Here is a 22707-nt window from a genome sequence, read left to right as displayed (position 1 = left end):
CCGATGGGGTGACGGGCGCCATGGCGGCCGACGCGGTGACGTTGGGCGCGGTGCCGGCCGGCGCGGAGGCGGCGGGCGCGGAGGCGGCCGGCGCGGAGGCGGCCGGCGCGGTCATGCCGGGCGCCGGGTGCTCGGGCGCCGCGACAAGCGCATCGGTGACGGCCGACTCGGTGTGGCGGGCCCGGTCTCAGTCGGCGCTGTGGCCGCTCCCGCTCGTCAGTGACCGCTGATCGCCCGGGGCGTGTACGGCTGTTCCATCGCCTCGATCTCCTTGTCCGAGAGCTCCACGTCGAGGGAGGCGACCGCGTCCTCGATGTGCAGCGGTTTGGTGGCGCCGACGATGGGCGCGGTCACCGTGCCGCGCCCCAGCAGCCAGGCAAGCGCGATCCTGGCGCGCGGCACCTGCCGCTCGGCGGCGATGCGTGCGACCGCGTCGACGATCTCGCGGTCGCCGTCCTGGTACAGGTTCCGGCCGAACTCGTCGTTGCGGCTGCGTTCGGTGGCCGTGTCCCAGTCGCGGGTGAGCCGGCCGCGGGCGAGCGGGCTCCACGGCAGGACGCCGACACCCTGGTCGGCGCAGAGCGGCAGCATCTCGCGCTCCTCCTCGCGGTAGAGGAGGTTGTAGTGGTTCTGCATGGAGACGAACCGGGTCCAGCCGTGCAGTTCGGCCGTGTACTGGGCCTTGGAGAACTCCCACGCGTACATCGAACTCGCCCCGATGTAACGGGCCTTGCCCGCCTTGACCACGTCGTGGAGGGCCTCCATCGTCTCCTCGACGGGGGTGCGGCGGTCGAAGCGGTGGATCTGGTAGAGGTCGACGTAGTCGGTGCCGAGGCGGCGCAGACTGTTGTCGATCTCCGTCATGATCGCCTTGCGCGACAGGCCACGGCCGTTGGGGCCCTCGTGCATCGCGCCGTGGACCTTGCTGGCGATGACGATCTCGTCGCGGCGCGCGAACTCGGCGAGCGCGCGTCCGACGATCTCCTCACTGGTGCCGTCCGAGTACACGTTCGCCGTGTCGAAGAAGGTGATCCCGGCCTCCAGTGCCTGCCGGATCAACGGGCGCGAGGCCTCCTCGTCGAGGGTCCATTCGTGGACACCTCGGTCGGGCAGGCCGAAACTCATGCAGCCCAGGCAGATCCGGGAGACGTCCAGACCCGTCGAACCGAGCTTCACGTACTGCATGCTCACTCCTGGATTCGTGCCAGTGGGGGTGGGGAGCTCCGAGGACAGATCCCTGCCCGCCACGAGCGCCTCGCAGCCCTACTCCACGGGGGCTTCCACGTCGTCGTACACCCGCGCCGACGCGATCAGGCCATCGCCGCCCCGGGCGCACACCGCGAGGCCCGGCTGCGGCGGCAGATCGGCGTCGCCCCAGCGGTCGCAGATGTACTCGAACGCGCTGCGGGTGCCGTCGTCCGTCACGGTGCACAGCTTGAGCGGGATGCCACCGCCCGCGGAGAAGAAGGCGTCGTAGAGCTCTGTCAGCTCCTTGGTCCCGGTGTGCCGGTACACGTCACCGTTGGGCCCGCGGAAGGAGCCGTCCGGCGCGAACGCGGCGACGACGGCCGCCGTGTCCCCCGCGTCGAGCGCGGCCTTGTAGGCGCCCACCACGTCGGAGAGGTGCGCCTGCGGGTCCGGCGGCACCATCGGGCGGCGCACGACATGCCGGCCGAGCAGCGGCAGGCGGGAGTGGTGGATCCGCACCGGCAGCGGGGAGGCGGGGTCCACGGCGGCGGCCACGGGCAGCCCGATGCGCTCGCCCTCCGGGCCCTCCAGGTGTACGACCCATTCACCCACGGCCCGCCCCTCACCGAGCGTGGTGGCGACCTCCTCGATCTCCGCCTTCCGCTCCGCCCGCCAGGTGTCCTGCACGGCCAGCCAGGCGGCCAGGACACCGACACCGCTGATCCGGCCCGCCTCCGGGTCGTCCAGGGCGACGGGTACGGTGGCCGACGCCGGGTCGCGCAGGGCGTCGGCGAGCTCGGCGGCGCCGAGCCGGTCGACGAGGTCGGAGATCTGCGGGATCCAGACCATGTGGACTCCTGGGCCGTGCGGAGTGGTCGACTTCGATCGTGTGCCCGTACCGTCCCCGGCGCGACCTCAACAGGTGGGGCCGGGTCCCGTACGACGTTCCCGCAGCGCTCGCTCAGCGCTCTGTCCGAATCCCGCCGGACGCAATGTGCCGCGGGGCGCACTGTTGAGGGTGAACACGCTGTGAGACCTCGGAAAGGACCGGACCGATGACGGTCTACACGACCATGGACAGCCCGCTCGGCCGACTGCTGCTGGTGGGTGAGGAGTCGGTCACCGCGAAGGGCGGCACCGCGCTCGCCGCGCTGTCCGTGCCGGACCAGAAGTACGGCGCGGTCGTCCAGGACGGCTGGCGCGAGGACCCGGAGGCCTTCCGGGAGATCGTCTCCCAGCTGCGCTCGTACTTCGGCGGCCGGCTGACCGCCTTCGACATCGAGTACGTGACGAGCGGCAGCGACTTCCAGCGGCGCGTCTGGAAGGCCCTGGAGACCATCCCGTACGGCACCACGCTCAGCTACGGAGAGATCGCCGCGCGGATCGGCGCGTCCAGGGCCGCGGTCCGTGCCGTCGGTACCGCGATCGGGGCGAACCCGCTGCTGATCGTCCGCCCCTGCCACCGCGTGATCGGCGCGAGCGGCGCGCTCACGGGTTATGCCGGGGGCCTGGAACGCAAGCAACAGCTCCTGGACCTGGAGGACGTGCCGTCCTGACCGGCGCGGACGCGTCCACGGTGGCTCCGAGCCCGGCCGGACCGCCCTCCGGGACCCCCGTCGGCGCCTCGCCCGGGTCGCGGGACCGACCACGGCCTAGAATCGTGGGGTTTGCCCCGTGCCCCACCGACGCCCAGGCCGCGGCCCACCGGCCCGCGGTACCGGGCCGCCCACAGGAGTCCCGCCGATGCCCATCCCCGACGGCCGCCCCCACGACTCCTATGTCCGCGTCCGCGGTGCCCGGGAGCACAATCTGCGGGGTGTGGACGTCGACATCCCCAGGGACGTCCTCGTGGTGTTCACCGGTGTGTCGGGGTCCGGGAAGTCGTCGCTGGCCTTCGGGACGATCTACGCGGAGGCGCAGCGGCGGTACTTCGAGTCGGTCGCCCCGTACGCGCGGCGGCTGATTCATCAGGTGGGGGCGCCCAAGGTCGGGGAGATCACCGGTCTGCCGCCTGCGGTGTCCCTTCAGCAGCGCAGGTCTTCGCCGACCTCGCGCTCGTCCGTGGGCACGGTCACCAATCTGTCCAACTCGCTGCGGATGCTGTTCTCGCGCGCGGGTGAGTATCCGGCGGGCGCCGAGCGGCTCGACTCGGACGCGTTCTCGCCGAACACGGCGGCCGGGGCGTGTCCCGAGTGCCATGGTCTCGGTCAAGTGCACCGTACGACGCAGGAGTTGCTCGTCCCCGATCCGTCGCTGTCGATCCGCGAGGGCGCGATCGCCGCCTGGCCGGGGGCCTGGCAGGGCAAGAACCTGCGGGACATCCTCGACACGCTCGGGTACGACGTGGACCGGCCCTGGCGCGAACTGCCCGCCGCGGAGCGGGAGTGGATCCTGTTCACGGACGAGCAGCCGGTCGTCACCGTGCATCCGGTGCGCGACGCCGAGCGGATCCAACGCCCCTACCAGGGCACGTACATGAGCGCCCGGCGCTATGTGCTGAAGACCTTCTCCGACACGAAGAGCGCCACCCTGCGGGCAAAGGCGGAGCTGTTCCTCGCCGCTGCTCCCTGCCCGGGGTGCGACGGCAGCAGGCTGCGGCCGGAGGCGCTGGCCGTGACGTTCGCGGGGCGGAACATCGCAGAACTGGCCGCGCTGCCGCTGGTCGAGCTCGCGAAGTCCCTCACGGGAGACTCCGAGACCGTCCGTGTCCTGACCGAGGACCTCACCTCCCGCATCTTGCCCGTCGTCGAGCTCGGACTCGGCTACCTCAGCCTCGACCGGGCCACCCCCACCCTCTCGGCGGGCGAACTCCAACGGCTGCGCCTGGCCACGCAGTTGCGTTCCGGGCTCTTCGGTGTGGTGTACGTCCTCGACGAGCCGTCCGCCGGACTGCACCCGGCCGACACGGAGGCTCTGCTCACCGTACTGGAGCGGCTGAAGGCGGCGGGCAACTCGGTGTTCGTCGTCGAGCACCACTTCGATGTCGTGCGCGGCGCGGACTGGCTGGTCGACGTGGGCCCGCACGCCGGGGAGCACGGCGGCCGGGTCCTGCACAGCGGCCCGGTCGCCGGACTGGAGGGCGCGCGGGAGTCCGCGACGGCGCGCTTCCTGTTCGACCGCTCCCCTGCTCCGGCGCGCCCGGTGCGCCCGCCCCGGGGGCACGTGAGGGTCGGCCCGGTGACCCGGCACAATCTGTGCGGGGTGACCGCCGAGTTCCCGCTCGGTGTGTTCACCGCCGTCACCGGGGTCTCCGGCTCGGGGAAGTCCACGCTGATCGGCGAGGTGACCGAGGAGTTGGCGGGAGTCGGCCGGCTGGTCAGTGTCGACCAGAAGCCCATCGGCCGTACGCCCCGCTCCAATCTGGCGACGTACACAGGGCTGTTCGACGTCGTGCGCAAGGTGTTCGCCGCGACGGAGGAGGCCAGGGCGCGCGGCTACGGTGCGGGACGGTTCTCGTTCAACGTGGCCGGGGGCGCCTCCTCCGGGGGAGGGCGCTGCGAGACCTGTCAGGGCGAGGGCTTCGTCAGTGTGGAGCTGCTGTTCCTGCCCAGTACGTACGCCCCGTGTCCGGACTGCGGAGGCGCGCGGTACAACCCCGAGACCCTCGAAGTGACGTACCGGGGACGGAACATCGCGCAGATCCTGGACATGACGGTCGAGGCGGCGGCGCGGTTCTTCGCCGAGACGGACACTCCCGCCGTCACGCGCAGCCTCGACACACTGCTCGACGTGGGCCTCGGCTATCTGCGACTCGGGCAGCCCGCCACGGAGTTGTCGGGCGGTGAGGCCCAGCGCATCAAGCTGGCCGGCGAGTTGCAGCGGGTTCGCCGGGGGCACACCTTCTATCTGCTCGACGAGCCGACGACGGGACTGCATCCGGCCGATGTCGAGGTGCTGATGGGCCAGTTGCACGGTCTGGTGGACGCCGGTCACACCGTCGTGGTGGTGGAGCACGACATGACGGTCGTGGCGGGCGCCGACTGGGTCATCGACCTGGGCCCCGGCGGGGGCGACGAGGGCGGCCGGATCGTGGCCGCCGGGCCTCCCGAGCGAGTGGCGAAGGCGGCCGGACGGACGGCACCGTACCTCGCCCGGGCGCTCGGGCGACTCCGCTAGGGCCTGTCCGACCATTCCCGCCGGCGCGCGACGCCTGGCACCGCACTCCCCCAAGCTCTTCGAGCAGGGGGGACCCCCACGCCGCGTTGTCGGGCACGCCCGAGTACGCCCGGTACGAGGGCGACCCTCCCTCTCGCGATGCACGGCACCGGACGCCGCGGCCCGATCCGACGCGCATGGTCGGACAGGCCCTGGCGGGGCCCTCGGATGTCAGGGGTGCGCCCCGGAGCATGAGCCGGGGCTGTGTCCACCCCCCTGCGCCGCTTCGGCCAGGGCGCGGCGGTCGGGGTGGCTGCCGGGCGGCAGCGGGGGCCGCACGACGACCTCGGCCACCAGGCCGCGCGCCGACACCACCCGCCACAGCGAGGCCGGCAGCGAGTCCTCGCCGACGAAGGCGGGCGCGGTGCTCGCCGCCCCGTCGGCGAACCGGTACCGGATGCGCACCGGCTGGACCGGCACACCGGCGTCCAGCGCGGCCTGGAAGAGGGCCCGGCGGTAGCGCCCCCGGGCCCGGCCGCACCAGGTACTGCCCTCGGGGAACGCTGCGACGGCCGAGCCGCCGCGCAGGGTCCCGGCGATCCGCTCCACCGTGCCGGGCAGGGCGCGCAACCGGTCGCGGTCGATGAAGAGGGTGCCGCCGCGGGCCGCCAGTCCGCCCAGCAGGGGCCAGCCGCGCACCTCGGTCTTGGCGACCATCCGCGCCGGACGCACGGCGGCGAGCAACGGGATGTCCAGCCACGAGATGTGGTTGGCCACGATCAGCATTCCGCCGGTGGGACGGGCGGCCCCGGTGATCCGCGTGCGGACCCCGGCCGTGTGCACCACGGCGAGGCACCAGCGGCGGATCCACCGGTCCCGCCGCACCGCCCGCAGCCGTCCGGCCAGCGGGATCAGGGCGATCCCGAGGAAGACCACGACCAGGAGCGCCGTCAGCCGCAGGACGGCGCGCGGCACGCCCGTCCAGGGCCGTACGGACTCCACGCAGCCGCGCGGCGAGCAGGGAGCGGTGGGCAGCCAGGCGCTGGTCCCCCGGATGGGGCCGGCGGCGGGCCGCCGTGGCGCGGGGACGGCTCCGGGGAGCACCACCGCTCGCGGCCCTCCGCCGTACCGGGGACGGCGGACGACCGTGAGACGCGGTGCTCCGGCGCGGGTCGTGCTCATCAGGCGGGGACGAGCGAGAGGAAGTGGCGGAGGTAGCGCGGGTTGACCCGGCTCATCGACAGCAGCACGTACATGTCGGCGACGCCGAAGTCCGCGTCGAGCGCGGGCTCGCCGCACACCCAGGCGCCGAGACGCAGATAGCCGCGCAGCAGCGGGGGCAGTTCGGTGCGGGCGGGTCGGGCGACGCCTTCCGCGCTCCAGGGCAGCAGCGGGCGGACGCGGAACTCCTCGGGCGCCAGGTGCTTGGCCCGCACCCGGTCCCAGGTGCCCGCGGCCAGCGTGCCGCCGTCGGCGAGCGGTATGGAGCAGCAGCCGGCGAGCCATTCGTGGCCGCCGTCGATCATGTAGCGGGCTATCCCGGCCCAGATCAGGCCGATGACCGCGCCGTCGCGGTGGTCGGGGTGGACGCAGGAGCGGCCGACCTCGACCAGCCCGGAGCGGATTCCGGCCAGCGGCCCGAGGTCGAACTCGCTCTCCGAGTAGAGCCGTCCGGCGATCGCGGCACGCTCGGGCGGCAGCAGCCGGTAGGTGCCGACGACCTGGCCGGTCTCCGTGTCGCGGACCAGCAGGTGGTCGCAGTACGCGTCGAAGGCGTCGATGTCGAGACCGGGCTGCGGGGTGTTCAGGAGGGCGCCCATCTCCCCGGCGAAGACGTCGTGGCGCAGCCGCTGCGCGGCCCGGACATCGGCCTCGTCGTGGGCCAGGGTGACGGTGTAGCGGGTGGGGGCGACGGGCTGGGTCGGGCTGTCGAGGGTGGAAACGCCGGTCATGGCACTCTCCTGGTCACGGGCCGGTTCGGCGGAGGGGGTACCCCCTGCTCGAACGGAGTCGGTAGCTCGGGGGAGGCAGGCCGGATCCGAACGGTCTGCGCGCTCCTGTTCTTCCGACGCCGGTTGGCGTGCGCGTGACCAGTGCCAGGAGGGCGGATGTGAGGTTGTTGAATGACAGGGGTGCCCCGGAAAAGCGAGACGGGACCGGGTATGAGCACCACACCCGGTCCCGCCCGTCCGCACCGTACGGCGAACGACTTTGCGGCTAACGCCTGCCCTGCTTGCGGGTGGCGCGCAGCCACTCCTTGTTCATGCTGGTGATGGAGACCAGCGGGATGCCCTTCGGGCAGGCGGTCGCGCACTCCCCGGCGAGGGTGCAGCCTCCGAAGCCCTCGTCGTCCATCCGCGCCACCATGTCGAGCACCCGGGTCTCCCGCTCGGGGGCGCCCTGTGGCAGCACGTTCAGGTGATTGATCTTGGCCGAGGTGAACAGCATCGCGGCGCCGTTCGGGCAGGCCGCCACGCAGGCACCGCAGCCGATGCACTCGGCGTGCTCGAAGGTGAAGTCGGCGTCGGGCTTCGGGACGGGGGTGGCGTGTGCCTCGGGCGCGGCGCCGGTCGGGGCCGTGATGTAGCCGCCGGCCTGGATGATGCGGTCGAAGGCGGAACGGTCGACCACGAGGTCCTTCACGACCGGGAAGGCGGCGGCCCGCCACGGCTCGATGTCGATCGTGTCGCCGTCGCGGAAGGAGCGCATGTGCAGCTGGCAGGTGGTGGTGCGCTCGGGGCCGTGCGCGTCTCCGTTGATGACCAGGCTGCAGGCGCCGCAGATGCCCTCGCGGCAGTCGTGGTCGAAGGCGACGGGGTCGTCGCCGCTCAGGATGAGTTCCTCGTTGAGGGTGTCGAGCATCTCCAGGAAGGACATGTCGGCCGAGATGCCGTCCACCTCGTACGTGGACATCGCTCCGTCGGCGTCGGCGTTCTTCTGCCGCCAGACGCGCAGGGTGAGCTTCATGCGTAGCTCCGCTGGGTGGGGTGGACGTACTCGAAGACCAGGTCTTCCTTGTGCAGGACGGGCGCGGTGCCGGCGTCGGTGAACTCCCAGGCGGCCGCGTACGAGAACTCCTCGTCCCGGCGGGCAGCCTCGCCGTCCGGGGTCTGGGACTCCTCGCGGAAGTGGCCGCCGCAGGACTCGGCGCGGTTCAGCGCGTCGAGGCACATCAGCTCGGCGAGTTCGAGGTAGTCGACGATCCGGTTGGCCTTCTCCAGGGACTGGTTGAACTCCTCTCCGCTGCCGGGCACCTTGATGCGCCGCCAGAACTCCTCGCGGATCTGCGGGATGCGTTCCAGCGCCTTGCGCAGCCCGCTCTCCGTGCGGGCCATGCCGCAGAACTCCCACATGAGCTCGCCGAGTTCGCGGTGGAAGGAGTCGGGGGTGCGGTCGCCGTCGACGGCGAGGAGGAGCCGCAGCCGGTCCTCGGTCTCGGCCAAGACCTCCTGAACGGCGGGATGTTCGTCGCTCAGCTCGTCGTCGCCGGCGCGGTGCGGGTTGCGGGCGAGGTAGTCGTTGATCGTCGACGGCAGGACGAAGTAGCCGTCCGCGAGGCCCTGCATCAGGGCGGAGGCGCCGAGCCGGTTCGCGCCGTGGTCGGAGAAGTTGGCCTCTCCGATCGCGAACAGGCCCGGGACCGTGGTCTGGAGGTCGTAGTCGACCCACAGTCCGCCCATCGTGTAGTGCACGGCGGGGTAGATCCGCATGGGCACGGTGTACGGGTCCTCGGCGGTGATCCGGGCGTACATGTCGAAGAGGTTGCCGTACTTCTCCTCGACCGCCTCGCGGCCCATGCGCCGGATGGCGTCCGCGAAGTCGAGGTAGACGCCCTGGCCGCCGGGGCCCACTCCCCTGCCCTCGTCGCAGACGTTCTTGGCGGCGCGGGAGGCGATGTCGCGGGGCACGAGGTTGCCGAAGGACGGGTAGATGCGCTCCAGGTAGTAGTCGCGCTCGTCCTCGGGGATCTCGTTCGGCGGACGGGTGTCGCCGTGTGCCTTCGGCACCCAGATCCGGCCGTCGTTGCGCAGCGACTCGCTCATCAGCGTCAGCTTCGACTGGTGGTCGCCGGTGCGCGGGATGCAGGTGGGGTGGATCTGGGTGAAGCAGGGGTTGGCGAAGTACGCGCCACGCCGGTGGGCCCGCCAGATCGCGGTGGCGTTGGAGTTCATCGCGTTCGTCGACAGGTAGAAGACGTTGCCGTAGCCACCGCTCGCCAGGACGACGGCGTCCGCGTAGTACGTGTCGATCCTGCCGGTGATCAGGTCGCGGGCCACGATGCCACGCGCCCGTCCGTCGACCACGATCAGGTCCAGCATCTCGGTGCGCGGGTGCATCTCGATGTTGCCGGCGGCGATCTGCCGGGACAGCGCCTGGTAGGCGCCTAGCAGGAGTTGCTGGCCGGTCTGGCCGCGGGCGTAGAAGGTGCGGGACACCTGGACGCCGCCGAAGGAGCGGGTGTCGAGCAGGCCGCCGTACTCGCGCGCGAAGGGCACGCCCTGGGCGACGCACTGGTCGATGATCTCGACCGAGATCTGCGCGAGGCGGTGGACGTTGGACTCGCGGGCCCTGAAGTCGCCGCCCTTGACGGTGTCGTAGAAGAGCCGGTGGACGGAGTCGCCGTCGTTGCGGTAGTTCTTCGCGGCGTTGATGCCGCCCTGCGCGGCGATGGAATGGGCGCGGCGCGGGGAGTCCTGGTAGCAGAACTGGACGACGTGGTAGCCCTGTTCGGCGAGCGTGGCGCCCGCGGAGCCGCCCGCGAGCCCGGTGCCGACGACGATCACGGTGTGCTTGCGGCGGTTGGCCGGGTTGACCAGCTTGGCCTCGAAACGGCGCTTGTCCCAGCGCTCGTTGACCGGACCTGCGGGCGCCTTGGTGTCGGCGAGGGGCTCCCCGGTCGTGAAGTGGGCGTATTCAGTGTTCATGTTCAGCTCACCACTCCGGTCATGACGCCCACGGGTACGGCGACGAAGCCCGCCGTGAGCAGCAGCGCGAGGACGTTGGCGATGGTCTTCAGGGCACGGTCGCGGCTGCGGCTGCCGGCCCCGAGGGTCTGGGCCGCGCTCCAGAAGCCGTGCCGGATGTGCAGACCGAGCGCGAGCATCGCGACGATGTAGACGACGTTGCCGTACCAGGTGGAGAAGGTGTCCACGACGTTCTGGTACGGGTGGCCCTCCTGGAAGCCGCCGGGGTGCACCGTGCCGGTGGTCAGGTCGAGGAGGTGCCAGACGATGAACAGGCCGAGGATGATCCCGCCCCAGCGCATCGTGCGGGTGGCGTAGCTCGCGCCCCGCTTCTTGTGCACGTACTTGCTGGGGCGCGCCCTGATGTCACGCCGGCTGAGCTGGTAGGCGGACATGGCGTGCGCGACCACGGCGACGACCAGCACCACCCGGATGAGCCACAGCGTCCACTCGTAGTGCATGAAGGGTTCGCCGACGGTGCGCAGCCAGTGGGCGTAGTGGTTGAACTCGCCCGCGCCGAAGTAGATCTTCAGATTCCCGATCATGTGGGCGACCAGGTAGAGCAGCATGATCAGGCCGCTGACGGCCATCACGGTCTTCTTGCCGACGGAGCTGTCCCACACGGTGCGTGCCATGGACGGCCGTCGGTCCGTCCGCGTTGCCAAAGCCATGGGACAGAACGCTAGGTCGCGGGGATCCGATCAGTCCAAGACATGGTCCGGCTCGTTTCCATAGGCGTGAGCTATCGTCGAAGGGTGCAGTTCCAGCAGCTCCAGTACTTCGTGGCCGTCGCGGAGACCCGGCATTTCACCCGGGCCGCCGAACTGGTGCATGTCGCGCAGCCCTCGCTGTCCCAGCAGATCAAGGCGCTGGAGCGGGAGTTGGGCGCGGACCTGTTCCAGCGGGCGCGCGGGAACATCACCCTCACCGACGCGGGCGAGGCGCTGCTGCCGCTGGCCCGGCGCATCCTCGCGGACGCGGACACGGCCCGGCAGGAGGTGCAGGAACTGGCCCAGCTGCGCAGCGGCCGGGTGCGGCTCGGCGCGACCCCCAGCCTGTGCACGGGCCTGCTGCCGGACGTACTGCGCGCCTTCCACGACCGCTATCCAGGCATCCGTCTGCTGATCGAGGAGGGCGGCTCGCACGATCTCGTACGGGAACTCGCGCGCGGCGCCCTCGACCTCGCCCTGGTCGTCCTGCCCCTGCCCACCCCGTCCCCCGCGCTGACCACGGTGGAGTTGCTGCGCGAGGACCTCGTCGTGGTGTCCTCGCCGGAGGCCCCCGCGCCCGGGGGTGGCGGCAGCCGCCGCACGGTGCGCGTCGCCGATCTGGAGGGCGAGCGTCTGGTGATGTTCCGGCACGGCTACGACCTGCGTGAACTGACCGTCGCGGCCTGTCGCGCCGAGGGCTTCGAACCCGACTTCGCGGTCGAGGGCGGCGAGATGGACGCGGTCCTGGGCTTCGTCCGGGCGGGCCTCGGCGTGGCCGTCGTACCGCGGATGGTGGCCGCCCGGTCCGGGCCGGGCCTGCGGGTGACCCCGCTGGCCCGGCCCGGTCTGGAGCGGACGATCGCGCTGGCGCACCGCAGCGATGTGGCGCCGCCGCGGGCGGCCCGGGAGCTTCAGCGGATGCTGCTGGAACACTGACGGCGGCCGCACCCTGGCGCGCTGGGCCGCCGGAGCACGCCCGGCCCGGGCCACCTCGCCGGGTCCACGACGTCGAGGCTCACCAGGTCGGGTCCGCCACATCGGGTTCGCCGCGCCGGGTTCACCTCGCCGGGGTCACCACATCGGGTTCACCACATCGTGGTCTCCGCGCCGGGGTCGCCGCATCGGGCTCACCACGACGGGTTCACCACATCGGGGTCCCCGCGCCGGGGTCACCACGTCGAGGCTCAACACGCCGGGTCCGCCACATCGGGGTCACCACGTCGGGCTCGCCGCATCGGGTTCACCACGTCGGGTTCACCACGTCGGGTTCACCACGTCGGGATGAAGCCTCCGTCGATGACGAAGTCGCTGCCGGTGATGTTGCGCGAGCGGTCTCCGGCGAGGAAGAGAACCAGGTCGGCCACCTCCGACGGCTTGGAGAAGCGGCCGGTGACGGTCGCGCCCGACGCCTGGGCGACCACGTCGTCGGGGGTGAGCCCCGCGGCGGCCGAGACCGTCGCCGCCACTCCCCCGCCGCCGAGCCACAGGTCGGTCTCCACCGGGCCGGGGCTCACGGTGTTGACCCGGATGCCCTTCGGGCCGACCTCCTTCGACAGTGCCTTGGAGAACGCGACCAGGGCGGCCTTGCCCGCGCTGTAGTCGATCACGAGGGGGTCGGGCAGGGTCGCGTTGACCGAGCCGATCGTCACGACCGAGCCCTGTCCGGCGGCGAGCATCGCCGGCAGGGCCGCACGGGTGACCCGTACGGCCGCGAGCAGGTTCAGATCGACGGTGCGCCGCCATTCCTCGTCGGTCACCGACAGGAAGCCGCGGGTGCGGGCCGGGGCCGACCCCACGTTGTTGACCAGCACGTCGATCCGCCCGGCCGCCGCCTCGACGAGCCGCCCGGCGGCGTCGGACTCGGTGAGGTCGACCGGCACCCAGGTGACGTTCCCCTTCCCGACCAGGGCGTCGAGGCCCTCGGACGTGCCGCGGGAGCCCGCGATCACCGTCGCGCCCGCGCCGGCCAGCGCCTCCGTGACCGCGAGCCCGATGCCCTTGCTGGCTCCGGTGACGACGGCGGTCCTGCCCTGAAGTTCCGTACTCATTCCGTCTCGGCTCCATCTGTGAGAGGTGCGTTCCGTCAATGAGGCATACGGTCAGTGAGGCATAGGGAGGGCCGGGCGCGCGAGGCGTCCCGGCAGCGGCTCCCACGATCGGCCGTCACGGCCGTACCGGGCCACACAGCACACCGGTCGTGGCCGACGGCCGGGCCGGGCCATGTACACCGGGCGAATCGCGGCGGGCTTGTGCGCCGGGCCGGGGTGCCGGGCGGTGTGGCAGGCCGGCCGGGACAGCAGGCCGGCGGCCTGACACCGCGGCGCGGCGCCGTCTCCGTTCCGGGAGACCGCGCCGCGCGAAGGCGTTCAGCCGACCGCGTCGACGAGCGCCAGGTCGTGCAGCCGCTCCGGCGGTCCCGGACGGGCGTAGTACCAGCCCTGGGCGGTGTCGCAGCCCAGTATCCGCAGCTGTTCGGCCTGGGCGCCGGTCTCCACGCCCTCGACCGTGACCGCGAGGTCGAGACTGTGGGCCAGGGCGACGATGCCCTCGACGATCTTCAGGTCGACCGGATCCGCCGGGAACTGCTGCATGCTCCGGGTGAAGGATCGGTCCAGCTTGAGGATGCTGACCGGCAGACGACGGAGGTTGGCGAGATTCGAGTAACCGGTGCCGAAGTCGTCCAGGGCGATGTCGACGCCCATCTCGGCGAGCCTGCGCAGTGGTTTGAGCAGGTCGTCGTCCGCGCCGATCAGCGCGGACTCGGTGACCTCCAGGCACAGCGCCTGTGCGTCGAGACCTTCGCGTTCCAGAATGTCGACCGTGTCCTGGACCAGGCCGGGATGGGTCAGCTGGCACGGCGAGAGATTGACGTTGACGCGGAGCGGGCCCGAGCCGGAATACCGTTCCTGCCAGGTGCGGGCCTGGCGCACCGACTGCTCCAGGACCCAGCGGCCGAGCGGCACGATCAGTCCGGTGTGCTCGGCGAGCGGGATGAAACGGTCGGGGCCGAGGACACCGTGCTGCGGGTGCAGCCAGCGCACCAGTGCCTCCGCGCCGCTCACGCTGCCGTCGCCGAGGTGCACCAGCGGCTGGTACTCGATGAAGAACTCGCCCCGGTCCAGGGCGGCGGGCAGCGCGGTGGTGAGTCCGTTCCGGGTGATGGCGCGGGCGTCGGCCTCGGGGTCGGCCAGCTCGAAGCGGTTGCCGCCCGCGGACTTGGCCCGGTACATCGTGATGTCGGCGCTGCGCAGCACCTCGGCGGCGCCGCGCTCCCCGGCCGGGCCCTCTACGACGCCGACGCTGCCCCGCACGGTCAGGTCACGGCCGTCGATGCTGATCGGGGTGACGAGCGCGTTCATGATGCGCCCGGCCAGCTCGTCGACCTCGCGCTCGGTGTTCGGGCCGGTGGTGAGGGCCACGAACTCGTCGCCGCCGAGCCGGGCGACCATCTCGCCGGGGGCGGTCGCGCAGGACTGGAGGCGGTCGGCGACCTCGACGAGCAGCCGGTCGCCGGCCGCGTGCCCGAGGCTGTCGTTGATGGTCTTGAAGCCGTCGAGGTCGAGGTAGCACAGGCCGAAGCGCTGTCCCTCGCCCGCGGCCAGCGCCTTCTCCAGACGCTCGAAGAACAGGGTCCGGTTGGGCAGTCCGGTGAGCGCGTCGTGGGTCGCCTCGTAGCGCAGCCGCAGATTGAGCAGCCGCCGCTCGGTGGTGTCCTCCATCAGCGCGAGCTGGTACTGGGGTTCGCCGTCCGCGTCGCGCAGCAGGGAGACCGTCAGGTTGGTCCACAGGGCGGTGCCGTCAGGACGGTAGAAGGCCTTCTCGACGTGGTAGTGCTCACGCTTGCCGCGCACCAACTCCTCGTACAGCCGCCACACTTGAGGGGCGTCCTCGGCGTGCGTCCAATCGGGGACCTTGCGGCCGCGCATGGTCTGTTCGGAACCGCCGAACATACGCAGCAGGGCTCCGTTGACCTGGAGGATGTTGCCGTCGAGGTCGGCGATTCCGATTCCTATGGCCGCGCCCTCGAAGACCGCGCGGAAGCGGGCCTCGCTGTCGTGCAGCGCCTCGGCGACGGCGCTGCGCGCGGTCAACGCGGCTTGTGAGATGGCCTGTTGTTCGGCGAGCGTCCGCTCGCGCAGCGCCTCGGCGTACCCGGCGGCCATCGCGTGCTGCAGTCGTGCGGAGCGGGTCCGCAGCGCCTCCCCGGGCCCGTCCTCGCCGCAGTAGAGCACCAGGTAGGCGTCGACGCAGTCGAGGGCCCGGCTGAGGGCCTCGGGGTCGGTGCAGTGGGCGGCGACGAGTGCGGCGCCGACGGTCCGTCCCGCGGCCGCCTCGAAGTTCCTGGCCCGCAGGGCCTCACTCAACCGCCTGGCGAGCGGCAGCAGTTGTTCCTCGAACTCGGGCCGGGTCAGCGAGGTGGAGGTGACCGGGAAGACCGCGCGGCTCCAGATCGTCGCGAACCGGCGCAGTCTGTCTTCCGGCCCGTCCGGCTCGGCGGTCACGCCGTGCGTCCCACGCCGCCGAACGCGGAGAAGGAATAAGGGTCCTCGTCCTCGGGTGCCGTGTCGGGCCGCCAGTTCGGCATCGGCACCAGTCCGGGTTCCACCATGTCGTACCCCTCGAAGAACCGCGCGATCTCCTCGCGCGTGCGCATGATCAGCGGGTTGCGGATGTTCTTGTAGACGTCGACCGCGCCCTCGGCCTGCTCCCGGGCGAGCGGGATCCCCTCGAACGCGGCATGCGTGACGACGAGCAGGCTTCCCGGCGCGAGGGCGTCGCGCAGTTCGGCCACTGCCCGGTACGGGTCGTCCGCGTCTTCCACGAAGTGAAGTATGGCAACGAGAAGCAGCGCGACCGGACGGTTCAGGTCGATCAGCCGCTGAACCTGCGGACTCACCAGGATTTCCTGGGGCTTGAGCAGATCGGCGGCGACCACGTCCGCGTCCTCGTTGTCCCGCAGTACGGCTTGGCTGTGTGCGACGGCAACCGGATCGTGGTCGACGTAGACGACCCGTGCGCCGGGCCGGGTGCTCTGGGCGACCTCGTGGACGTTGCCGAACGTGGGGATGCCGGAACCGATGTCGAGGAACTGGTCGATGCCCTCGCCGGCCGCGAAACGAACGGCCCGGCGCATGAACGCCCGGTTCGCCTGCATGACCTTGGGAAGGCCCGGCATGAACTCCATCGCCTTGCGTGCCGCTTCCCGGTCGACCTCGAAGTTGTGCGAACCGCCCAGGTAATAGTCGTAGATTCGGGACACGCTCGGCACTGAGATGTCAATGCTGCGAGGGGCCCAGGCGGGACGCTCCATCTATCTCTCCAAGGCGTAGGCGACGACATAGACGATCCGGTGTTCGAGCAGAGGCTACTGATCGCCCGCCAAAGGGGCGAGTCAAAACGGAAATTGACCGTCCGTTCCCGGTCACTGCCTCGGGCAAGTGCCCAATTGGCATCTGCAAACGCATCCCGGGCACGCCACTCACCGCCCCTGCGAAATCACTCCGAAGCATTCCAAAAAGCTCCGCGGGGTCACGAAGCGTGGCCAAGTCGCCGGTCGGGTCGCGGCGTTCTTTCACATCCGATCCGCCGCCGGGATCTTTCACGTTCCGGCGACGGCCGAAATGCTTCGTCGGCGCCGGGACGCACAAGGGTCCGCCCCCTCCGTGCGGAGGGGGCGGACCCTTGGCGACGCGTTTGGTGCTGTTCGGGTGAGCCGATCAACAGTGGGGTGCTGATCGGAACCGTGGGGAGTTGACCAACCGTGGGGGGTTGATGCCCTACTTGGCCGCGCCGACCGGCTTTCCGTCGGGCGAGACGGCGTACCACGTGCCGCCCACGCCCTGACCGTTGGTGTCACCGGGTGCGCTGTCACCGGAGAAGGTGTAGATCGGCCAGCAGTTGACCGTCATCTGCTTCACGCCGTCCGGGCGGGTGAAGCCCATCAGGCCCTTCTTCTTGACACCCTTGGTGTCGCTCGCGGTGACCGGAGCGACGGCGGGCCACTTCTCCAGGCAGGCACCCGTGCAGGCCGACTTGGAGACGGGCCAGGCCTGGTCCTTCATGAAGCGGTAGACGGTCATGCCGTTCTTGTCGACGACGATCTGGCCGAGCTTCGGGTCGTTGCGGACCGACAGGCCGGGGAGGGCGGCCAGTGTCGCCTTCTTGCCGTTGGGCGCCGAGGCGAACCACGTACCGCCCACAGCCTGACCGTTGGTGTCACCGGCCTTGGTGTCCTTGGCGAACCGGTACATGGGCCAGCCGCCTATGGTCAGCTGCTTCGTACCGTCGGTCCGGGTGACCTCACCGAGCAGCGCCTTGTCGACGCCGGTGGCGGCCTCGGCACCCTCGGCGGGCACGGGCGGCCAGGCGGTGGCGCAGGCGCCGTCACAACTCGACTTCGGCGGTTCGGCGGTGTCCTTGTCGAAGCGGTAGAGGGTGAATCCGGCGCCGTCGGTCAGCACCTTGCCGAGCTTGACGCTTTCCGTCACGGCGAGCTGGCCCGCGACTTCCGGCTTGGCGGCAGCGCTCTGGTCCTTGGAATCGGCGCCGTAGCCATTGCCCGCACCGGCGGTGGCGCTTGTCCCGTAGCCTCCCGCCACCGAGGTGGCACCCACGTTCTGAGCGCCGGTCGAAGGGGTGCCCTGTTCCTGACCACACGCCGTCGTGAGCGCCAGCACGGCCGCAGCTGACGCTACGAGTGAGGCGCTCCGCCAGGAGGTCTTCATTGGTAACTCCCGCTGTTCGCATAAGTGTTGCAGCGCCCTGCAGCGCCGCGCATGGCCCTAGGTACGGGCGGGAGGGGCAGGAGTGTTCAAACGTGCTTCAAATTTCTTTCGGAATACTGTGACGCGTACGAGCCACTCGCCCGCATGTTCGATCCGCGCCCGCGCCTTCCGGCCCCGCACGTCAGCCGCCGGGAGCCGGAGGTACCCCCTTCGGGGGCAATCCCGGACACTCCGGCGTGGCCGGGTTCCGCGCGCCTCATGATCTCCGTCGTGCAAGCACCCCAGCGGACCCGATCCGCCCTCGTCATACGCGTATTGGCGCTGACGGCGCTCACCTGGCTCCTCGTCGGCGCGCCGAGCGGAACGGCCGCGGCCGACGCCTGCGCGTACGCCTCCACGGGGCCCGGCGGCGACGGGATCACCGCGGTGGCCGTGGCGGGCAGCGGGGCGGTCGCCGTCGCCGGGAGCACCACCCGGTGCCCGGCCCCGACCCCGCCCTGCCCGCCGACACCCACACCGACCCCGCCGCCACCCCCCAAGCCCCCTCCGCCACCGAAGCCGACGCCGCCCCCTCCGCCCACCCACGCGCCGAAGCCCGTACCGCCGCCCCCACCGCCGCCCCCGCCGCCTCCTCCGCCCGCGCCGAGACCGAGGCCCCTGCCGCCGCGGCCGGCGCCCGTCCTGGCGCCGAGACCCACGCCGAAGCCCCGGCCGACACCGAGCGCGCGTCCCACTCCCCCGCCGGTTCCGGTCAGCTACCCGGCGTACCGCACGCCGCCGCACAAGCACCAGCCCCGCAGCGGTCCGTCGCTGGTCTCGTTCACTCTGCTCATCACCGCGCCAGCGGTGCTCGCCGTCGCGGCGCTGCGCCCGCGCTGACCCTGGAGGCACACTTTGTCGGATTGGCTTGTTCTCGCCCTCGCGATGGCGGCCGCGTGTCTCGTGGTCCTCATCGTGACCCTCGTACGCCATCGCAGGGCCCGCGAGGACGAGGACCCCACCGAGACCCCGGACGTCATCGAGTACATGACGATGATGATCGGCGTGGTGTACGCCATCGTTCTCGGTCTGGCCATCGCCGGTGTCTGGGAGGCCCGCAGCGGCGCCCAGGACCATGTGCAGGCGGAGGCTCAGGCCCTGCACGAGATCTCCGAGCGGGTCCGGGTCTACCCGCCCGAGGTGCGCGACCGCATCCGCGGTGACGTCGACACGTACGTCCATCACGTGGTCACCACCGAGTGGAAGACCATGGCCGAGCAGGGCCGGGTGACCGCCGAGGGCGGCCGGCTCCTCGACCGGATCCGGCACGACGTCACCGACTACCAGCCGAAGTCGGACTTCGAGGCGCAGGCGTACCAGCCGCTCCTCGACCAGGTGACGGCGGCCGACACCGCCCGCAGCGCCCGGGCCGACTCCACGGGGGCGACCATGCCGGGGGTGGTCTGGTTCGGGCTGATCACCGGCGCCGTGGTCACGGTCGGGATGATCTTCGCGCTGCAGATCCGGCGCACCGCCCGGGAACTGATCCTGGCCGGGCTGTTCTCCGCCCTGATCGCCTTCCTGCTCTTCCTGATCTGGGACTTCGACGCGCCCTACAGCCGCGGGATCACGGCGTCGGCGGAGCCCTTCACAACGCTGTTCCCGCAGCTTCCCGGGTAACGGCTCCGCTGGGGAGACCCGACGGACGGGGGACGGACGCCACGCCGCGTCCGTCCCCCGTCCGCACGCACGACATCCCTCGAACGGCCCACAGGATTGCCCCGTTCGCGCTACTGGGATCGCGCCCCTGTTCACCCTTTCCTAGCGTTTCGATCATCGAGGTGCATTTCCGGCGCAAGCGGAAAAGATCCGCAGCAAGGCTCCTCGGGGACCTGGAGGCTCATCATGCGCGCGATACGCGTCGCTTCGGCCGCACTGCTGGGCATGACCGCCCTGACCTTCACCGCACCCGCCGCCTTCGCCGGTGACGGGGACCACAACATCACCCCGTTCGCCTTCAGCGTGCAGCCGTCGACCATCGCCGCGGGCGGTCAGGTGTCACTGCTCCTGAAGCGGGACGGCGGGTGCAGGGGAACCGCCACGGTCACCTCCGGGGTCTTCGACACCGTCAGCATCCCGCCGGGGCAGTCCTCGGCCACCGCCATGGTCGACTGGGACGCCAGAGCCGGGGCCGTGTACGACGTGACGTTCTCGTGCGGCGGAGCGAGCGGCAGCACCGGTCTCACCATCGCCGGCGGCCGGCCGGTCACTCCGACCCCGATCCCCCTGCAGCGGGGCGTCCGGGCCGGAGTCGGCGGCAGCGTCGGCGGCTTCGACCTGAAGGAGATCGGGATGGGAGCCGCCCTCATCGCCGGTTCCGTAGGCGCCGCCTGGTACCTGTCGCGCCGACGCACCACCTCCGACGAATCCTGACGGGCCGGCAAAGCCCTTCGCCCCGGACCCTGTCAGGGGGATCCGGAGCGAAGGGCTGTCATGTGCGCTCCGCGCGGCGGACGGCCGGCCTCCGAAGGGGGCGGGACCGGCCGTTCCGCCGGCGGAACGGTCAGATGTGCCTTTCCGACCTGCGCCGCATCCAGAACACCCCGCCGCCGACGGCCGCCGCGGCCACCAGGCCGCCGCCGATCGCCATGTCGGTGGGCGTGGCACCGGTGGAGCTGCTGCCGCCGAGACCACCACTCACACCGCCGATGACGGTGAACGCGGCCGGGCGGGTCAGCGGGCCCGTCCCGTCGCAGTTGACGGTGATGTCGTACGACCCGGGACGGGCGTCCTGGTTGATGGTGGCCGTACCGCTGGACGACTCGTTGTGGCTGCCCAGGAGCGGCCTGAGCCTCGCCTCATGGAACGCGGGCGAGGTCATGGTGCCTCCCCTCGGGCACCCGTCGACCGTCACGGTCAGCTGGCCGCCGCGGGCGATGACGCTGGGCATCGCGACGATGTTGCTCGGGGTGTTCCACGCCGCGGCCATCGGGGCGGCGAGCCCCACGGCGGCGACCGCGGCGGCAGACACCGCCAGGGCACGAGTAGTACGCATGTGATCCTCCGCGGGGGCGCCCCGGGAACCGTCCCCGGTGGATCGGCGAGAAAGCGCCTCCCAGACAGACCCTCAGATGCCGGGCACGGGGCCGCATTTCGGGAATGGTCCGTCCTGGTGAGAAGACACGCCGAAGGAATTCCACACAATCGGATATTGCCGCAGGTCACGGACCGTCAGAAAATTCCTGGTCACGGCAACTCGGATGGCGCACGAGGCATTCGTTCCGCCACCCGTTCGCCCGCGTCCCGTCGCCGGGCGGTCCCGCTGCCATTAGCGTGCTCATATGCGCGGATGACGAGGCGACGGCCGCGTCGAGAGGGGATTGCGAATGTCTGCGTCCGAGCTGGCCGAAGAGGAGGAGCGGCAGAGGAAGCGCGCTCCTTGGGGCGTGATAGCGCTTGTTCTGCTGACCGGCCTCGCACTCATTCGGAATGGTTCCGGTGAGTTCGACGTGGGCCCCCCGCAGCCCGCCTCGGCGGCCGCGGCGGACAGCCGCACGCCCGGTGGCACCTTGACGAAAGCGCCCGCCCCGCTGCCGTACTCCGTGGTCGACCGGGTGCGGATCCCGGCCATCCGGGTCGACGCCCCGGTGATGCCGGTGGGCCTGGACCTGAACGGATGGGTCGACGCGCCACCGCCCGACGACCCCAATCTCGCCGGCTGGTTCACCGGCGCGGTCTCGCCCGGCGAGAAGGGCACGTCCGTGATCGTGGGCCACGTCGACAACATGCGGGGCCCCGCCGTCTTCTACGGGCTCGGGGCGCTCAAGAAGGGGAACCGGGTCGAGGTCCTGCGCAAGGACGGGAAGACCGCCGTGTTCGAGATCTACGGCATCGAGGTCTTCGCGAAGAGCGATTTCCCCGGCGACCGTGTGTACAACAGCAAGGGCACCCCCGAATTGCGCGTCATCACCTGCGGGGGCGGTTTCTCCAAGCAGCACGGATACGACGGAAACGTGGTCGTCTTCGCCCGCCTGTCCGAGGTGCGCTGAGCGTTCCGGACCGGGCGGGCGGAAAGCCGGTCGGTGAGGCATTCCGCCTCCCGCCGGCCGGCCCGGCCGAAAGCCCCGCGACGCGTGGTGCGCGGGGCCCTTTCTCGGTTCTAGGCGTATTTACGGCGCGGCACCGTCATGTGGTAGCCGGCGTCGAGCAGGCGCGGGAGATAGGTGCGTAGTGCCTGCACGCTCTGCGAGCGGTCGCCGCCCGCGTCGTGGGAGAGGACGACGACACCTGGGGAGGCCTCCTTCTGAATGGTGCCGACGATCGCGCGGGTCCCCGGCCTCGCCCAGTCGTTCGTGTCGATCGTCCAGGCCATCGGCTCCATGCCGAGTTCGGCCCCGATCTGGTAGGTCGCCCGGTTCCACTCCCCGTACGGCGCGCGGAACCAGACCGGCGGCTCGCCGTAGGCGTCGTCGATGACCTCGCTGGTGCGCTCGATCTCGGAGCGGATCGCGGAGCGCGAGAGCTTGGTCAGCAGCGGATGGCTCCAGGTGTGGTTGCCGACGATGTGTCCGTCGTCGGCCATCTCGCTCAGCAGGTCCTTGTTGTCGGCGGCCATCGCCCCGCACACGAAGAACATGGCGTGCACGTCGTACTCGCGCAGGGTCCGCAGGATCTCGGGGGTGTAGTGGGGGTCGGGGCCGTCGTCGAAGGTCAGCACCATGGAGCGGCCGCGCCCGGACACGCGCATGAAGGGCTCGTGCCGGACGAGGGTCCGAAGCGGCGTTCCGTGCGGCGGCGGGCCATAGCCGGCGAGCGGCTGGAGGCGGTAGGCGGAGGGCTTGAGGGCCCGGTTCGCCTGCGGGCCGGAGAGCGGCAGACCGCGTACCGGCTCCGCGGCCTGACCGGCGGTCAGGACACGGGCTGTGCCCGCCGCCCCGGCCGCCCCCAGGACGGCGGCGCCGGCGATCAACGCCCGGCGCCGGGTAATCAGCTGATCCTTTTTCATGACTAATCAGTCACCCGGCGGAGGGGCCAATCGGCCGAGCA

General features: G+C 71.3%; 20 protein-coding genes. 7 read left to right on the top strand and 13 right to left on the bottom strand.

The window, feature by feature from the left end:
- Window positions 1-20: 20 nt before the first annotated feature.
- Complete coding sequence (locus ACZ4N5_RS25170) at window positions 21-230, top strand: hypothetical protein (RefSeq protein WP_467759317.1); 210 nt, start codon at window positions 21-23, stop codon at window positions 228-230.
- Here the strand turns inward: ACZ4N5_RS25170 and ACZ4N5_RS25165 are convergent.
- The gene (locus tag ACZ4N5_RS25165; protein ID WP_467759316.1) at window positions 217-1185 is read right to left on the bottom strand and encodes an aldo/keto reductase; all 969 of its coding nucleotides are present in this window, start codon (window positions 1183-1185) and stop codon (window positions 217-219) included. The genes ACZ4N5_RS25170 and ACZ4N5_RS25165 overlap by 14 nt on opposite strands.
- A 78-nt stretch (window positions 1186-1263) precedes the next feature.
- Entirely contained in the window at window positions 1264-2037 is a 774-nt protein-coding gene (locus ACZ4N5_RS25160) for a nuclear transport factor 2 family protein (RefSeq protein WP_467759315.1), read from the bottom strand.
- 206 nt (window positions 2038-2243) lie between these two features.
- Between ACZ4N5_RS25160 and ACZ4N5_RS25155 the strand changes: the two genes are divergently transcribed.
- Both ACZ4N5_RS25155 and ACZ4N5_RS25150 read left to right on the top strand, forming a co-directional pair.
- Complete coding sequence (locus ACZ4N5_RS25155; RefSeq protein WP_467759314.1) at window positions 2244-2744, top strand: methylated-DNA--[protein]-cysteine S-methyltransferase; 501 nt, start codon at window positions 2244-2246, stop codon at window positions 2742-2744.
- A 187-nt stretch (window positions 2745-2931) separates the two neighbouring features.
- Window positions 2932-5304 carry an ATP-binding cassette domain-containing protein gene (locus ACZ4N5_RS25150; protein ID WP_467759313.1) on the top strand — a complete coding sequence of 791 codons (2373 nt, stop codon included), beginning with the start codon at window positions 2932-2934 and terminating at the stop codon, window positions 5302-5304.
- A 210-nt stretch (window positions 5305-5514) separates the two neighbouring features.
- Here the strand turns inward: ACZ4N5_RS25150 and ACZ4N5_RS25145 are convergent, their stop codons facing one another.
- The 5 genes from ACZ4N5_RS25145 to ACZ4N5_RS25125 form a co-directional block, all read right to left on the bottom strand.
- A complete protein-coding gene (locus tag ACZ4N5_RS25145; RefSeq protein WP_467759312.1) occupies window positions 5515-6465 on the bottom strand; it encodes a lysophospholipid acyltransferase family protein in 951 nt (316 codons plus the stop codon).
- Window positions 6465-7235 (bottom strand): GNAT family N-acetyltransferase, encoded by a 771-nt coding sequence (locus ACZ4N5_RS25140; protein WP_467759311.1) that lies wholly within the window; start codon window positions 7233-7235, stop codon window positions 6465-6467. Before ACZ4N5_RS25140 ends, ACZ4N5_RS25145 begins: the two co-directional genes overlap by 1 nt.
- A gap of 265 nt (window positions 7236-7500) precedes the next feature.
- Window positions 7501-8250: a succinate dehydrogenase/fumarate reductase iron-sulfur subunit gene (locus ACZ4N5_RS25135; RefSeq protein WP_467759310.1), complete on the bottom strand. Its 750-nt coding sequence runs from the start codon at window positions 8248-8250 to the stop codon at window positions 7501-7503.
- Window positions 8247-10208, bottom strand: a complete 1962-nt coding sequence (locus tag ACZ4N5_RS25130) for a fumarate reductase/succinate dehydrogenase flavoprotein subunit (protein WP_467759309.1) — start codon at window positions 10206-10208, stop codon at window positions 8247-8249. The genes ACZ4N5_RS25135 and ACZ4N5_RS25130 overlap by 4 nt, the downstream gene beginning before the upstream one ends.
- A 2-nt stretch (window positions 10209-10210) precedes the next feature.
- Entirely contained in the window at window positions 10211-10882 is a 672-nt protein-coding gene (locus ACZ4N5_RS25125) for a succinate dehydrogenase (RefSeq protein ID WP_467759308.1), read from the bottom strand.
- Between the two features lie 120 nt (window positions 10883-11002).
- Between ACZ4N5_RS25125 and ACZ4N5_RS25120 the strand changes: the two genes are divergently transcribed.
- Entirely contained in the window at window positions 11003-11893 is an 891-nt protein-coding gene (locus ACZ4N5_RS25120; RefSeq protein WP_467759307.1) for a LysR family transcriptional regulator, read from the top strand.
- Window positions 11894-12225: 332 nt separating this feature from the next.
- On the opposite strand, the gene ACZ4N5_RS25115 is transcribed toward ACZ4N5_RS25120, so the two are convergent.
- The 4 genes from ACZ4N5_RS25115 to ACZ4N5_RS25100 all read right to left on the bottom strand — a co-directional run bounded on the left by ACZ4N5_RS25115 (window position 12226) and on the right by ACZ4N5_RS25100 (window position 17682).
- Window positions 12226-13005, bottom strand: coding sequence for an oxidoreductase (locus ACZ4N5_RS25115; protein ID WP_467759306.1), 780 nt, complete (start codon window positions 13003-13005; stop codon window positions 12226-12228).
- A 318-nt stretch (window positions 13006-13323) separates the two neighbouring features.
- Window positions 13324-15459: a putative bifunctional diguanylate cyclase/phosphodiesterase gene (locus ACZ4N5_RS25110; protein ID WP_467759305.1), complete on the bottom strand. Its 2136-nt coding sequence runs from the start codon at window positions 15457-15459 to the stop codon at window positions 13324-13326.
- The gene (locus tag ACZ4N5_RS25105; protein ID WP_467759304.1) at window positions 15456-16268 is read right to left on the bottom strand and encodes an SAM-dependent methyltransferase; all 813 of its coding nucleotides are present in this window, start codon (window positions 16266-16268) and stop codon (window positions 15456-15458) included. The genes ACZ4N5_RS25110 and ACZ4N5_RS25105 overlap by 4 nt, the downstream gene beginning before the upstream one ends.
- Before the next feature lie 466 nt (window positions 16269-16734).
- Window positions 16735-17682, bottom strand: coding sequence for an SCO0930 family lipoprotein (locus ACZ4N5_RS25100; RefSeq protein ID WP_467759303.1), 948 nt, complete (start codon window positions 17680-17682; stop codon window positions 16735-16737).
- 894 nt (window positions 17683-18576) lie between these two features.
- On the opposite strand from ACZ4N5_RS25100, the gene ACZ4N5_RS25095 reads away from it, so the two are divergent.
- Together ACZ4N5_RS25095 and ACZ4N5_RS25090 are read left to right on the top strand one after the other, a co-directional pair.
- Window positions 18577-19341, top strand: coding sequence for a bestrophin-like domain (locus tag ACZ4N5_RS25095; protein ID WP_467759302.1), 765 nt, complete (start codon window positions 18577-18579; stop codon window positions 19339-19341).
- Window positions 19342-19566: 225 nt separating this feature from the next.
- Entirely contained in the window at window positions 19567-20094 is a 528-nt protein-coding gene (locus ACZ4N5_RS25090) for a hypothetical protein (RefSeq protein ID WP_467759301.1), read from the top strand.
- A 130-nt stretch (window positions 20095-20224) separates the two neighbouring features.
- Here ACZ4N5_RS25090 and ACZ4N5_RS25085 read toward each other — a convergent pair whose 3' ends face one another.
- The gene (locus tag ACZ4N5_RS25085; RefSeq protein ID WP_467759300.1) at window positions 20225-20716 is read right to left on the bottom strand and encodes a hypothetical protein; all 492 of its coding nucleotides are present in this window, start codon (window positions 20714-20716) and stop codon (window positions 20225-20227) included.
- 331 nt (window positions 20717-21047) lie between these two features.
- Between ACZ4N5_RS25085 and ACZ4N5_RS25080 the strand changes: the two genes are divergently transcribed.
- Window positions 21048-21710: a class F sortase gene (locus tag ACZ4N5_RS25080; protein WP_467759299.1), complete on the top strand. Its 663-nt coding sequence runs from the start codon at window positions 21048-21050 to the stop codon at window positions 21708-21710.
- Between the two features lie 110 nt (window positions 21711-21820).
- Here the strand turns inward: ACZ4N5_RS25080 and ACZ4N5_RS25075 are convergent, their stop codons facing one another.
- Window positions 21821-22666, bottom strand: a complete 846-nt coding sequence (locus tag ACZ4N5_RS25075; RefSeq protein ID WP_467759298.1) for a polysaccharide deacetylase family protein — start codon at window positions 22664-22666, stop codon at window positions 21821-21823.
- Between the last annotated feature and the right edge of the window lie 41 nt (window positions 22667-22707).

It is taken from the genome of Streptomyces sp. NPDC026500, assembly GCF_055567635.1.
The sequence above is the reverse complement of the archived record's forward strand: the minus strand, read 5'-3'. Positions and strand labels throughout refer to the sequence as shown.

Bases quoted from the DNA above. Each gene is read 5' to 3' on its own strand.
- ACZ4N5_RS25170 (WP_467759317.1), top strand. From the start codon at position 21: ATGGCGGCCGACGCGGTGACGTTGGGCGCGGTGCCGGCCGGCGCGGAG.
- ACZ4N5_RS25165 (WP_467759316.1), bottom strand. From the start codon at position 1,185: ATGCAGTACGTGAAGCTCGGTTCGACGGGTCTGGACGTCTCCCGGATC.
- ACZ4N5_RS25160 (WP_467759315.1), bottom strand. From the start codon at position 2,037: ATGGTCTGGATCCCGCAGATCTCCGACCTCGTCGACCGGCTCGGCGCC.
- ACZ4N5_RS25155 (WP_467759314.1), top strand. From the start codon at position 2,244: ATGACGGTCTACACGACCATGGACAGCCCGCTCGGCCGACTGCTGCTG.
- ACZ4N5_RS25150 (WP_467759313.1), top strand. From the start codon at position 2,932: ATGCCCATCCCCGACGGCCGCCCCCACGACTCCTATGTCCGCGTCCGC.
- ACZ4N5_RS25145 (WP_467759312.1), bottom strand. From the start codon at position 6,465: ATGAGCACGACCCGCGCCGGAGCACCGCGTCTCACGGTCGTCCGCCGT.
- ACZ4N5_RS25140 (WP_467759311.1), bottom strand. From the start codon at position 7,235: ATGACCGGCGTTTCCACCCTCGACAGCCCGACCCAGCCCGTCGCCCCC.
- ACZ4N5_RS25135 (WP_467759310.1), bottom strand. From the start codon at position 8,250: ATGAAGCTCACCCTGCGCGTCTGGCGGCAGAAGAACGCCGACGCCGAC.
- ACZ4N5_RS25130 (WP_467759309.1), bottom strand. From the start codon at position 10,208: ATGAACACTGAATACGCCCACTTCACGACCGGGGAGCCCCTCGCCGAC.
- ACZ4N5_RS25125 (WP_467759308.1), bottom strand. From the start codon at position 10,882: ATGGCACGCACCGTGTGGGACAGCTCCGTCGGCAAGAAGACCGTGATG.
- ACZ4N5_RS25115 (WP_467759306.1), bottom strand. From the start codon at position 13,005: ATGAGTACGGAACTTCAGGGCAGGACCGCCGTCGTCACCGGAGCCAGC.
- ACZ4N5_RS25105 (WP_467759304.1), bottom strand. From the start codon at position 16,268: ATGGAGCGTCCCGCCTGGGCCCCTCGCAGCATTGACATCTCAGTGCCG.
- ACZ4N5_RS25100 (WP_467759303.1), bottom strand. From the start codon at position 17,682: ATGAAGACCTCCTGGCGGAGCGCCTCACTCGTAGCGTCAGCTGCGGCC.
- ACZ4N5_RS25090 (WP_467759301.1), top strand. From the start codon at position 19,567: ATGCGCGCGATACGCGTCGCTTCGGCCGCACTGCTGGGCATGACCGCC.
- ACZ4N5_RS25085 (WP_467759300.1), bottom strand. From the start codon at position 20,716: ATGCGTACTACTCGTGCCCTGGCGGTGTCTGCCGCCGCGGTCGCCGCC.
- ACZ4N5_RS25080 (WP_467759299.1), top strand. From the start codon at position 21,048: ATGTCTGCGTCCGAGCTGGCCGAAGAGGAGGAGCGGCAGAGGAAGCGC.
- ACZ4N5_RS25075 (WP_467759298.1), bottom strand. From the start codon at position 22,666: ATGAAAAAGGATCAGCTGATTACCCGGCGCCGGGCGTTGATCGCCGGC.